Raw genomic sequence first — 12,589 nt, 5'->3', positions numbered from 1 at the left:
CAACCATGCACGTCACGCATCTGTCGCTGGCCGACTTCCGCTCGTACGCCCGGGTCGAGGTCCCTCTCGATCCGGGCGTCACCGCGTTCGTGGGGCCCAACGGCCAGGGCAAGACGAACCTCGTCGAGGCGGTCGGCTATCTCGCCACGCTCGGCAGCCACCGGGTCTCGTCGGACGCGCCGCTGGTGCGCATGGGTGCCGAGCGTGCCGTCATCAGGGCCGCGGTCCGGCAGGGCGAGCGGCAGCAGCTCGTCGAGCTCGAACTCAATCCCGGCAAGGCGAACCGCGCCCGGATCAACAGGTCCTCGCAGGTCAGACCGCGCGACGTGCTGGGGATCGTCCGTACGGTGCTGTTCGCGCCGGAGGACCTTGCGCTGATCAAGGGCGACCCCGGTGAGCGCCGGCGGTTCCTCGATGAGCTGATCACGGCGCGCTCCCCGCGCATGGCGGGCGTGCGGTCCGACTACGACCGCGTACTGAAGCAGCGCAACACCCTCCTGAAGTCGGCGGCCCTCGCGCGGCGGCACGGCGGGCGCTCCATGGACCTGTCGACGCTCGACGTCTGGGACCAGCACCTCGCCCGCGTCGGTGCCGAGCTGCTCGCACAGCGGCTCGACCTGATCGCCACGCTGCAGCCGCTGACCGACAAGGCGTACGAGCAGCTGGCACCCGGCGGCGGCCCCGTCACGCTGGAGTACAAGCCGTCGGCGCCGGGCGAAGGCCACACCCGCGACGCGCTGTACGAGCAGTTGATCGCCGCCCTCGAAGAGGTCCGCAAGCAGGAGATCGAGCGGGGCGTGACGCTGGTCGGCCCGCACCGCGACGACCTCCTCCTGAAGCTGGGCCAGCTTCCGGCCAAGGGGTACGCGAGCCACGGCGAGTCCTGGTCGTACGCCCTCGCGCTGCGCCTGGCCTCGTACGACCTGCTCAGGGCCGAGGGCAACGAGCCGGTGCTCGTCCTGGACGACGTCTTCGCCGAGCTCGACGCGCGCCGCAGGGAGCGGCTCGCCGAGCTGGTGGCGCCGGGCGAGCAGGTCCTGGTCACGGCCGCGGTGGACGACGACGTACCGGGCGTGCTGGCCGGCACCCGGTACACGGTGTCGGACGGCGCGGTGGAGCGCGCGTGAGCGCCGAAGAGCCCGCCAAGGGCACCCCCAAGGACGCACCGCAGGACACGCCGAAGACGCCCGAACCGTCCGGTGTCGACCTCGCCCGGGTCGCCCTCCGTGCCGCCAAGGAGCAGGCACGCGCGCGTGGCGACGCCGCGCAGCAGAAGAAGCAGGCCCGGCGCGGCGGGCTGCGTTCCGGCGCCCGCGCCGACGGCCGCGACCCGCTGCCGCTCGGTTCCGCGATCAACCGTCTGATCACCGAGCGCGGCTGGGAGACGCCGGCCGCGGTCGGCGGGGTGATGGGCCGCTGGCCGCAGATCGTCGGCGACGATCTGGCCAAGCACTGCGTCCCCCAGCGGTACGACGAGAACGAGCGGGTCCTGACCGTGCAGTGCGACTCCACGGCCTGGGCGACGAACCTGCGTCTGCTGGCCCCGCAGCTGGTCGCGCGCCTCAACGAGGACCTGGGCCACGGCACCGTACGCCTCATCAAAGTGCTCGGTCCCGGTGGCCCCGCACGCCGCTTCGGACCCCTGCGCGCCCCGGGCAGCACGGGCCCCGGGGACACCTACGGCTGAGGCCGCTTCCGGTGGTAGCTCGGGGTTGACACCCCGAAGCGCTGAGTGCCGCTGTGAGCCTCTTAGAGCCCCGGGCCGCATATGGGGAGTCGGTCGAGGCCGGTTCAGGACGGCACATGCGGACTCAGGTACCGGCAAACCCCCATCACTGTCGGCGCTACCGGTAGACTGGAAGCTAATCCCGCCCCACTTGTGGGACGCACCGAGCAACGCTGACTATCGCTGAACGACGCAGCCGCTCCGGCCACCGCCGGGTGCTTGGCTTGTGCTGTGCCAGAAAGGGCGCTTCGTGGCCGATTCCGGCAACCCCAACGAGAACATCCCGTCCACCGAGGCCCTGGCAGGAACCGCCGAGGCCTCAGCCACGGCGTACGACGCCAGCGCGATTACCGTCCTCGAGGGTCTGGACGCGGTCCGCAAGCGACCCGGCATGTACATCGGCTCGACCGGTGAGCGTGGCCTGCACCACCTGGTGCAGGAGGTCGTCGACAACTCCGTCGACGAGGCCCTGGCCGGTCACGCGGACACGATCGACGTCACGATCCTCGCCGACGGCGGCGTGCGCGTCATCGACAACGGCCGAGGCATCCCGGTCGGCATGCACCCCGTGGAGAAGAAGCCGGCCGTCGAGGTCGTGCTCACCGTGCTCCACGCGGGCGGCAAGTTCGGGGGCGGCGGCTACGCGGTCTCCGGTGGTCTGCACGGCGTCGGTGTCTCCGTGGTGAACGCGCTGTCCACCAAGCTCTCCGTCGAGATCAAGACGGACGGTTACCGCTGGACGCAGGACTACAAGAGCGGCGCCCCGACCGCGCCGCTCGAGCGGCACGAAGCCACTCAGGAGACCGGCACCTCGGTCACCTTCTGGGCCGACGGCGACATCTTCGAGACCACCGTGTACTCCTTCGAGACGCTGGCACGGCGCTTCCAGGAGATGGCGTTCCTCAACAAGGGTTTGACGATCAAACTCACTGATGAGCGCGAGTCGGCGAAGGCGACGGCGGGTGCGGACTCGGCCGAGGCGACCGACGACGAGGCCGTCGAGGCCCGCACGGTCACGTACCACTACGAAGGCGGCATCGTCGACTTCGTGAAGTACCTCAACTCCCGCAAGGGCGAGGTCATTCACCCGACCGTCATCGACGTCGAGGCCGAGGACAAGGAGCGCATGCTCTCGGCCGAGATCGCGATGCAGTGGAACTCGCAGTACACCGAGGGCGTGTACTCCTTCGCGAACACGATCCACACGCACGAGGGCGGTACGCACGAAGAGGGCTTCAGGGCCGCGCTGACGGGTCTGGTCAACCGCTACGCGCGCGACAAGAAGCTGCTCCGCGAGAAGGACGACAACCTCACGGGTGAGGACATCCGCGAGGGTCTGACCGCGATCATCTCGGTGAAGCTGGGCGAGCCCCAGTTCGAGGGGCAGACGAAGACCAAGCTGGGCAACACGGAGGCGAAGACCTTCGTCCAGAAGGTCGTCCACGAGCACCTCACGGACTGGTTCGACCGCAATCCGAACGAGGCCGCGGACATCATCCGCAAGGGCATCCAGGCCGCCACGGCCCGTGTCGCCGCCCGCAAGGCGCGCGACCTGACCCGCCGCAAGGGCCTCCTGGAGTCGGCTTCCCTCCCCGGCAAGCTCAGCGACTGCCAGTCGAACGACCCGACGAAGTGCGAGATCTTCATCGTCGAGGGTGACTCCGCCGGTGGTTCGGCGAAGTCCGGCCGTGACCCGATGTACCAGGCGATCCTGCCCATCCGAGGCAAGATCCTGAACGTCGAGAAGGCGCGGATCGACAAGATCCTGCACAACCAGGAAGTCCAGGCCCTCATCTCGGCCTTCGGCACGGGCGTGCACGAGGACTTCGACATCGAGAAGCTCCGCTACCACAAGATCATCTTGATGGCGGACGCCGACGTCGACGGTCAGCACATCAACACGCTGCTCCTGACGTTCCTGTTCCGCTTCATGCGGCCGCTCGTCGAGTCCGGGCACGTGTACCTCTCGCGTCCGCCGCTCTACAAGATCAAGTGGTCCCGTGACGACTTCCAGTACGCGTACTCGGACCGCGAGCGCGACGCCCTGCTCGAGCTCGGCCGCCAGGCCGGCAAGCGCGTCAGGGACGACTCGGTCCAGCGCTTCAAGGGCCTCGGTGAGATGAACGCCGAGGAGCTGCGCGTCACGACCATGGACCAGGAGCACCGCGTGCTCGGCCAGGTGACTCTGGACGACGCGGCACAGGCCGACGACCTCTTCTCGGTGCTGATGGGCGAGGACGTCGAGGCACGGCGCTCGTTCATCCAGCGCAATGCCAAGGACGTTCGCTTCCTCGACATCTGAGTCGGCCCGTACAAGCCGCACCTCGAAAGGACTTTGACCAGCAATGGCCGACGAGAACACCCCGAAGCCCGAAGTGATCCTCGAAGAGGAACCGATCGTTCCTGGCGTGGGCATGCGTGTCGAGCCCGTCGGGCTCGAGACGGAGATGCAGCGCTCGTATCTCGACTACGCGATGTCCGTCATCGTGTCCCGCGCGCTGCCCGACGTACGCGACGGTCTCAAGCCCGTCCACCGCCGCGTCCTGTACGCGATGTACGACGGCGGCTACCGCCCCGAGAAGGGCTTCTACAAGTGCGCCCGCGTCGTCGGCGACGTCATGGGTACGTACCACCCGCACGGCGACTCCTCCATCTACGACGCCCTGGTACGCCTCGCCCAGCCGTGGTCGATGCGGATGCCGCTCGTGGACTCCAACGGCAACTTCGGCTCTCCGGGCAACGACCCGGCGGCCGCCATGCGCTACACCGAGTGCAAGATGGCGCCGCTGGCCATGGAGATGGTCCGTGACATCGACGAGGACACCGTCGACTTCACGGACAACTACGACGGCCGCAACCAGGAGCCGACGGTCCTGCCGGCGCGCTTCCCGAACCTGCTGATCAACGGCTCCGCGGGCATCGCGGTCGGCATGGCCACCAACATCCCGCCGCACAACCTCCGTGAGGTCGCGGCGGGCGCGCAGTGGGCGCTCGAGCACCCCGAGGCCTCGCACGAGGAGCTGCTCGACGCTCTTATCGAGCGCATCAAGGGCCCCGATTTCCCGACCGGCGCACTGGTAGTGGGCCGCAAGGGCATCGAGGAGGCGTACCGCACGGGCCGTGGCTCCATCACGATGCGCGCGGTCGTCGCGGTCGAGGAGATCCAGAACCGCCAGTGCCTGGTGGTCACCGAACTCCCGTACCAGACCAACCCCGACAACCTCGCGCAGAAGATCGCCGACCTGGTGAAGGACGGCAAGGTCGGCGGCATCGCCGATGTCCGCGACGAGTCGTCGTCGCGCACCGGCCAGCGCCTCGTCATCGTCCTGAAGCGGGACGCGGTCGCCAAGGTCGTCCTGAACAACCTCTACAAGCACACCGACCTGCAGTCGAACTTCAGCGCCAACATGCTGGCACTGGTCGACGGCGTGCCGCGCACCCTCTCGCTGGACGCGTTCATCCGGCACTGGGTCACGCACCAGGTCGAGGTCATCGTCCGGCGTACGAAGTTCCGGCTGCGCAAGGCCGAGGAGCGGGCGCACATCCTGCGCGGCCTGCTCAAGGCCCTGGACGCCATCGACGAGGTCATCGCGCTCATCCGCGGCAGTCAGACCGTCGACATCGCGCGCGAGGGCCTGATGGGCCTGCTCTCGATCGACGAGATCCAGGCCAACGCCATCCTCGAGATGCAGCTGCGCCGGCTCGCCGCCCTGGAGCGCCAGAAGATCGTCGCCGAGCACGACGAACTCCAGGCGAAGATCAACGAGTACAACGCGATCCTGGCCTCGCCCGAGAAGCAGCGCCAGATCATCAGCGACGAGCTCGCGGCGATCGTCGACAAGTTCGGCGAGGACCGTCGCTCGGCGCTCGTGCCCTTCGACGGCGACATGTCCATGGAGGACCTGATCGCCGAAGAGGACATCGTCGTCACGATCACGCGCGGCGGCTACGTCAAGCGCACGAAGACGGACGACTACCGCTCGCAGAAGCGCGGCGGCAAGGGAGTCCGCGGCACGAAGCTCAAGGAAGACGACATCGTCGACCACTTCTTCGTGTCGACGACGCACCACTGGCTGCTGTTCTTCACCAACAAGGGCCGGGTGTACCGGGCGAAGGCGTACGAACTGCCGGACGCCGGACGCGACGCCCGCGGCCAGCACGTCGCGAACCTGCTCGCCTTCCAGCCGGACGAGCAGATCGCCGAGATCCTGGCGATCCGTGACTACGAGGCGGCGCCTTACCTGGTCCTCGCCACAAAGGGCGGCCTCGTAAAGAAGACGTCGCTCAAGGACTACGACTCGCCTCGCTCCGGTGGTGTCATCGCCATCAACCTCCGCGAGACGGACGACGGTTCGGACGACGAACTGATCGGAGCCGAGCTCGTCTCGGCCGAGGACGATCTGCTGCTGATCAGCAAGAAGGCCCAGTCGATCAGGTTCACCGCGACGGACGACGCACTGCGTCCCATGGGCCGTGCGACCTCGGGCGTCAAGGGAATGAGTTTCCGCGACGGCGACCAGCTCCTCTCGATGAATGTCGTCAGGCCCGGTACGTTCGTGTTCACCGCAACCGACGGTGGGTACGCGAAGCGCACCAACGTCGACGAGTACCGCGTCCAGGGCCGCGGTGGCCTCGGCATCAAGGCCGCCAAGATCGTGGAGGACCGCGGCGAACTCGTGGGCGCGCTGGTGACGGAGGAGACCGACGAGATCCTCGCCATCACGCTGGGCGGCGGTGTGATTCGTACGCGAGTCAACGAGGTCAGGGAGACGGGCCGTGACACCATGGGCGTCCAACTGATCAACCTGGGCAAGCGCGATGCCGTGGTCGGTATCGCTCGTAATGCCGAGGCCGGGCGCGAGGCGGAGGAAGTCGACGGCGACATCGTCGACGAATCGGCCGACGGCGAGCCGGCCGTCGGTACGGACGAGGGCACGGAGTCCACGGCCGAGTAGCGCAAGGAGAGAGTCATCGTGAGTGGAGCCACGGGCGCCGGAGCAAGTGGAACCGGCTCAGCCGGTACAGACGGTGTCCGTGGCTCCGCCACTGATTCTCACGACTCCGACGAGTCTCATGGATCCCAGGGGGGAACGGTGACGGACACCCGAGGGCCGCAGCCCGCTCAGTCCGCGCAGTACGACGGTGCGTACGCGGCCGGGGCGCAGGGAGCGGCGGGTGCGCTGCCCGGGGAGCGTCAGCCCCAGCAGCAGGCCTCCCAGCCGTATCACCCGCCGCAGGCGTACCAGCAGGGGTCTCAGACGGGTTCGGTGCGCAGGCCGCGCACCGGGGCGCGCACGACGCCGCGTACGCGCAAGGCGCGGCTGCGGGTGGCCAAGGCCGATCCGTGGTCGGTGATGAAGGTCAGCTTCCTGCTCTCCATCGCGCTCGGCATCTGCACGATCGTCGCGGCCGCCGTGCTGTGGATGGTCATGGACGCCATGGGCGTCTTCTCGACGGTGGGCGGCACGATCTCCGAGGCGACGGGCTCGAACGAGTCCAACGGCTTCGACCTGCAGTCCTTCCTGTCCCTGCCGCGCGTGCTGATGTTCACGACGATCATCGCGGTCATCGATGTCGTCCTGGCCACGGCCCTCGCGACGCTCGGCGCGTTCATCTACAACCTCTCCGCGGGCTTTGTGGGCGGCGTCGAGCTGACGCTCGCCGAGGACGAGTAGCCCCTCGGATCCGCCGTTCCCGGTCTCCGGAGCTATCGATTTTGGGACTGGCCCGGACGTGCGCTAATCTTCAGAGGTCAGCGCGCGGGACACACCGCAGCGCGGCGGGGCTATAGCTCAGTTGGTTAGAGCGCATCCCTGATAAGGATGAGGCCACAGGTTCAAATCCTGTTAGCCCCACAGACACGAAGACCCCCAGCCGGTATCGGCTGGGGGTCTTTGGCGTCCGGTGGCTTGTGTGTCCCTGCGCGTCCCCACGCGTCCTCGTGGTCCCGTAGGGGCTGCCGAGGTTCAAGGGGCGGGGTTCTCGCGGGATTCTCGCGGGCTTCGGAGTACCGGTGTCCGACGCGGACGCGAAGACCCCCGGCTGAAACCAGCCGGGGGTCTTTGGTGCTGAGGGTCTGTGGCTGCCGTGGGGGTTACGGCTCCGCGGCCAGGCCGCGTGGTTGGGCGTCGGTCTCGCGGTCCGTCTCGGTGTCGTTCGTGGGCAGGTGCCTGCAGCTGGGGGATGCTCCGTGTGCCTCGGCGCGGATGCGCTGTTTCATCGTGGGCGGCAAGGACCGTTCGAACGCGAGTCGCCAGTAGGTCGCCAGCGGTGTGGGGAGGGTCGTGGCGGTCTCGCAGGATTCCGTGGCCTGCTGTGCCGGCGTCGTGGCCGCCGTGGCCGTCGTGGTGAATCCCAGCGCGGCGAAGAGCGCGAGGAAGGCGGTGATGAGGGTGGTCCACAGCTTCATGGCCTTGGTGCTGGTCACGGCGTCTCACTTTCGGGTTGGGCGATTTGCGTACTTTCCTCATGATGTGTATGTGGGGTCGAGAGTGGTGGACCGACGCTCGTGGCGCGTGGATGTTCTGATGAACACCACCCGGATGGCCGAAAAGGTCCCGGGGAGGGGCCCGGGAGGGGCCTGAAATGGGGCCGGGAGCGGTGAATGTCACAGCGGGGCGGAGGGGCGGCCGGAGCGGCGGGGTCCGTTTCTACTGCTGTGTCCGGTGCGGCAGTTGGGGTGGATCCAGGTCACCGATCGGTATCGATCGGTGTGTATAGTCGGGCTCCAGAGGTCCCTTACGTCAAGAAAGACGAGGTCGCGCGGTGAAGAAGCTTCTCCTGGTCGCACTGGCCGCCATCGGCGGGCTCCTCGTGTACCGCCAGATCCAGGCGGATCGCGCCGAGCAGGATCTGTGGACGGAGGCGACTGACTCCGTGCCCACGGGTTCGTGAGTATCGACAACAGTCTCTTCACAAGGCCCCGGTCGCTGATGCGGCCGGGGTCTTGTGCTGTCCGGTTCTTGTGAGGGCAAGGGTCCGATTGATTTGCACATGCAAGCTTGTTCCTTGCGTCAGCAAAGATTGTCGGGGCTTCGTGCGGGCATGAGTCGCCGGGACGACTGGGTCTCCGGGGAGGGGTGGCATCCAATGAGGCGGCTGGGCAGAGGCCGGGCGACGCTGGCCGCGGGGGCGGCGCTGTGCGCGGTGGCGGCACTGCCGGGACAGGCCGCGGCGGCGGGGGCGCCAGGGCCGTACGCCTACGCCGACGAGGCCGTGGCGGTCGACGGGGCGACGAGCAGTACGGGCAGTGCGGAACTGACGCCCGGATCGACGTACAAGAGCGCCATCACGCGCGGGGGCAAGCTCTACTACCGGCTCGAACTCGACGCCACGCAGAGCGTGTACGTCTCGGCCACCGCTGTTCCTGGGCCCGGATCCAAGGTCGCCTACGGGGACGGCATCGAGGTGTCCCTGCAGGACGCGGACGGCAATGACTGCGACTCCGGAGATGCGCGTTTCGGTACGTCGCAGAGCCCACGGCCCGTCACCGCCTGGGCGGTGCGGACGATCGGCCCCGATGAGAACCGGTGCAAGCCGGCGGGCACGTACTACGTAGTGGTCGAGCGGAACAGCGATCCCGGATCCTCGGGGGAGAGCTGGGGCACGGAGCTGAGCGTCGTCTCCGAGCCGGGGCTGGCCAAGGGTGCTCCCACGACGCCGCCCGAGTCCTGGAACTCCGCCTCGCCCGTGCCGCCGGGCGGTGAGCGTGAACGGCGGGTGGGCGGCACGAGCTTCAACGACGCCCGGGCGCTGCGGACAGGGGTCTGGGGCGACCGGATCAAGCCGGGGCAGACGCTCTTCTACCGGGTGCCTGTGGACTGGGGGCAGCAGGTCTCCGCCAGTGCCGAGCTGGGCAGTTCGAGCGGGGGCGGGGACGAGTATGTGACGTCGGCGCTCGTCATGTCGCTGTCCAATCCCGTACGCGCCAAGGTCGATGACGTGGACACGGCGTACGACGGCAAGCAGAAGTCCACCGCGCTGGACGCGCTGGCCCCTGTCGCGTACGAGAACCGCTATTCGCCCATCGACGACGTGGCCGGGATGCGGTTCGCCGGCTGGTACTACCTCTCGGTCCATCTCAACCCGCGGGTCGCCGGGCAGTTCGGCAAGGATCCGCTGGATCTGACGCTGCGGGTGAGCGTCGAGGGTGCGGCCAAGGCGGGGCCCGCCTACGCCGGATCGGCGCGGCCCGCGGACGAGTTCAGCGTCTCCGGCCAGGACGAGGAGGCCGCGGCGAGCGGCAGGACGGCGGCTGGGGACGAGGCCGGGGACGCGGCGGGGGACGGCGACGGAATGAAGCTGGTCGCCGCCGGGGGATTCGGCGGCGGTGCCGTGCTGCTCGCCGTGCTCGGCGTGTGGACGCTGGTCGCTCGGCGGCGGGCCGCTGCTTCATCCGCGGGGGCGGGGGCGTCGGCTGGGACGCCTTCGCAGTACGGGCCGCCACCGGCTTGGTAGTTGGGGCCGTGAGAGCGCTGCGTCGGGCTGGAAGGGGCGGGGCCTGAGCGTGACGCCGAGCCCCGCGTCGTACATCAGGTCTGGGTCAGGGCCCAGATGCCTACCGCGAAGCACGCCAGCGCGGCGAGCAGCATCGGGATCGCCACCTTTGCGGGCGGTCCGGGCCGGCGCTGCGGAACTGGTCGGCTCTGGAGCGGAACCTGCGGGACGTGAGCGGTGTATGGATGAGTAGGGGTGTAAGTCCCGTGCACGGCGGATGCCATGGCCTGTGAGGGGTCTTGAGCCGCGGCAGCCTGGTGGGGGGAGGGATCGTGCGTGAGTTGATGCGTGGGCTGGTGTGGGGGCGCCTGCGGGGGCTGTGCCGCGTACTGGGGCAGGCTTTGCGGGGTGTGCGGCTGCTGGCCCTGCTGCTGTTCCTGTGGTGGCCGCTGCTGCTCCTGCGATGCCGGTTGCTGTCCCGGCGGCACGTGCTGCGCCGCCGGGGTCGGTGCGGCTGCCGGCGGCGGTGGTGTGGGGTCGAAAGGTGGTGGCGTCGGCTCGAAAGGTGGTGGCGTCGGGTCGAAAGGTGGTGGCGTCGGGTCGAAGGGCGGCGGTGCGGGGGCCGACGGCGGTGGCGTCGGGGCATCGGGCGGTGGGGGCAGTTGGAAGCTTCCGGTCGCCGAGGAGCTGCCCGTATCCGGCGAAGGAGGGTGCGGGGGCGGTACGGGGGTCGGAGCGAGGCCCGGCTGTGGCCCGGCGCCGCGGGCCTGCGTGAGCGGGCCGTCCGGGCCGAACCCGAGGGGGAGCGGGCCCAGTTGGTCGAAGACCTCCACCAGCTCGTCGTCGGGCCCCGGCTCGGGAAGCAGCTCGATGGCCGAGGCCAACGCCTTGCGCGCACCGGTGGCCGTGCGGAACCGCGCCTGCGGATCCGGCTGCAGCAGCATGGCGACGACCTGCCACAGCGGCTCAGGGACGCCCTGCGGGGCCCCTGGCGTGCCGTGCGCGGCAAAGTGCTCGATCAGCGCCTTGGAGTCCGGCCTGGCCCCCTCGAGGAGATACAGCGCCACCAGGCCGACGGCGAAGAGATCGGCGGTGAAGTCCGGCTCGGCACCCATCATCTGCTCGGGCGCGAAGTAACCGGGCGTGCCCACCACGTAGTTGGTCTCGGTCAGCCGCGGCTCGCCCAGGCGCATCGAGATGCCGAAGTCGGAGAGCCGCAGATGCGGACGTCCGACTCCGGTGGCCTCGAGCAGGATGTTGGCGGGCTTGATGTCCCGGTGCACGACCCCCTCGGCGTGCACGGCGGCAAGGCCTGCGAGCAGCTGGTCGAGCAGCGTGCAGCACAGGTGGGGCGGCAGCGGGCCGTAGTCCCCGACCAGATGGGCCAGCGAGCCGCCGGCGACCAGGGCCATGGTGAACAGGACCTTGTCGTCGTCGGCGGCCCAGCTGGCGGGCGCGATCACATGGGGGTGGTCGATCCGGAGCGCCTGTTCCCGCACGAAGCGCAACAACGTGTGCGCGTCGCTCTGTTGCAGGACTTTGGCGGCCACATATCTGCGCCGCCGGTGGTCCCAGGCGCGCCAGACCGCGCCGGCTCCCCCACGTCCGATCGGGTCGACCAGTTCGTACCGGCCGGCGAAGACCTCACCCATGGTCGCGCATCGCTCCCCCTCCGGGCCGCCCGGTGGCCCGGCCGACGGCTCAGTTCTGGTGCGCCTCGTAGTGGGCGACCGCGTCCGCGGTGCGTCCGGCGCCGTACACCCGGAGGAACTCTGCCAGTTCCGGGTGGGTCGGGGCGAGGGCGTCCGCGGCATCGATGATGTCGCCGGCCGCCGCCACCGAACGCAGCAGCGACTGGATCTCGCGCACCACCCGCTTGACCGTGGGAGCGCCCGAACTCGTCGTCGACTGGGAGGTGTTGGTCAGTACGGAGCCGCCCTGGGACTTCTTGATCTCGTCCATGCGGTCGGTCGCCTCCGCGGCACTGACGCTGCCGTCGGCGACCTGGCCCGCGAGCTCCTGGAGGAGCTGGACGCGCTGGACGACCGCGGGGTTGCCGATCTTGGCGCGCTGGCCGCTCATCAGCTGGGACAGCATGGGTGCCGACAGACCGAGGACGCCGGCGAGGCGTGCCTGGTTGAGGCCCAGATCATCGATGAGACGGCGGAAGAGCGCCCCCAGCGGCTCTCCGTACCAGTTCCGCTGGAGCTCCCGTGCTCTCGCGGTTGTCTCTTGTTGTGCGGCGTCCATTGCGTCTCCCCATCGCTTCCCCATATAAACCGTGGTTCGCTGCCGCGAACCACGCCGAGCATCTTACGGAGCGTGGTCGTTCACCGGGACCCCCAATCCTTTTGCGAGATCCGGGGGGAGACCCGGTACTCTGGTCTGCGTTGCTCACCGGAGCGAGTTTCTTCCGGCTGATGCATC

General features: G+C 69.0%; 10 protein-coding genes and 1 tRNA gene. 8 read left to right on the top strand and 3 right to left on the bottom strand.

Going from position 1 to position 12,589, the window contains the following annotated elements; genetic code table 11:
• The first annotated feature begins 5 nt into the window (after window positions 1–5).
• The 6 genes from recF (at window position 6) to AB0G47_RS28430 (ending at window position 7,581) form a co-directional block, all read left to right on the top strand.
• Entirely contained in the window at window positions 6–1,127 is a 1,122-nt protein-coding gene (gene recF, locus AB0G47_RS28455; RefSeq protein ID WP_360775638.1) for a DNA replication/repair protein RecF, read from the top strand.
• Entirely contained in the window at window positions 1,124–1,687 is a 564-nt protein-coding gene (locus AB0G47_RS28450) for a DciA family protein (protein ID WP_266864452.1), read from the top strand. Before recF ends, AB0G47_RS28450 begins: the two co-directional genes overlap by 4 nt.
• Window positions 1,688–2,006: 319 nt before the next feature.
• A complete protein-coding gene (gene gyrB / locus AB0G47_RS28445) occupies window positions 2,007–4,028 on the top strand; it encodes a DNA topoisomerase (ATP-hydrolyzing) subunit B (protein ID WP_360775738.1) in 2,022 nt (673 codons plus the stop codon).
• A 43-nt stretch (window positions 4,029–4,071) separates the two neighbouring features.
• Complete coding sequence (gene gyrA / locus AB0G47_RS28440; protein ID WP_360775634.1) at window positions 4,072–6,681, top strand: DNA gyrase subunit A; 2,610 nt, start codon at window positions 4,072–4,074, stop codon at window positions 6,679–6,681.
• An 18-nt stretch (window positions 6,682–6,699) separates the two neighbouring features.
• Window positions 6,700–7,401 (top strand): DUF3566 domain-containing protein, encoded by a 702-nt coding sequence (locus AB0G47_RS28435; RefSeq protein ID WP_266864448.1) that lies wholly within the window; start codon window positions 6,700–6,702, stop codon window positions 7,399–7,401.
• Window positions 7,402–7,507: 106 nt separating this feature from the next.
• A tRNA-Ile gene (locus tag AB0G47_RS28430) sits at window positions 7,508–7,581 on the top strand.
• A 239-nt stretch (window positions 7,582–7,820) separates the two neighbouring features.
• On the opposite strand, the gene AB0G47_RS28425 is transcribed toward AB0G47_RS28430, so the two are convergent.
• A complete protein-coding gene (locus tag AB0G47_RS28425) occupies window positions 7,821–8,153 on the bottom strand; it encodes a DUF6344 domain-containing protein (protein WP_360775632.1) in 333 nt (110 codons plus the stop codon).
• Window positions 8,154–8,491: 338 nt separating this feature from the next.
• Here AB0G47_RS28425 and AB0G47_RS28420 point away from each other — a divergent pair, with 338 nt between their 5' ends.
• Both AB0G47_RS28420 and AB0G47_RS28415 read left to right on the top strand, forming a co-directional pair.
• A complete protein-coding gene (locus AB0G47_RS28420) occupies window positions 8,492–8,620 on the top strand; it encodes a DLW-39 family protein (protein WP_003999697.1) in 129 nt (42 codons plus the stop codon).
• A gap of 195 nt (window positions 8,621–8,815) precedes the next feature.
• Window positions 8,816–10,183 (top strand): hypothetical protein, encoded by a 1,368-nt coding sequence (locus AB0G47_RS28415; RefSeq protein ID WP_360775629.1) that lies wholly within the window; start codon window positions 8,816–8,818, stop codon window positions 10,181–10,183.
• A gap of 74 nt (window positions 10,184–10,257) precedes the next feature.
• Here AB0G47_RS28415 and AB0G47_RS28410 read toward each other — a convergent pair whose 3' ends face one another.
• Both AB0G47_RS28410 and AB0G47_RS28405 read right to left on the bottom strand, forming a co-directional pair.
• Window positions 10,258–11,814, bottom strand: a complete 1,557-nt coding sequence (locus AB0G47_RS28410) for a serine/threonine-protein kinase (protein WP_360775626.1) — start codon at window positions 11,812–11,814, stop codon at window positions 10,258–10,260.
• Window positions 11,815–11,863: 49 nt separating this feature from the next.
• The gene (locus AB0G47_RS28405; RefSeq protein WP_360775623.1) at window positions 11,864–12,412 is read right to left on the bottom strand and encodes a DNA-binding protein; all 549 of its coding nucleotides are present in this window, start codon (window positions 12,410–12,412) and stop codon (window positions 11,864–11,866) included.
• Window positions 12,413–12,589: the final 177 nt, after the last annotated feature.

The sequence above is a fragment of the Streptomyces sp. NPDC021622 genome, from assembly GCF_040640795.1.
Taxonomy (GTDB): domain Bacteria; phylum Actinomycetota; class Actinomycetes; order Streptomycetales; family Streptomycetaceae; genus Streptomyces.
This window is presented reverse-complemented; position numbering and strand designations above follow the sequence as displayed.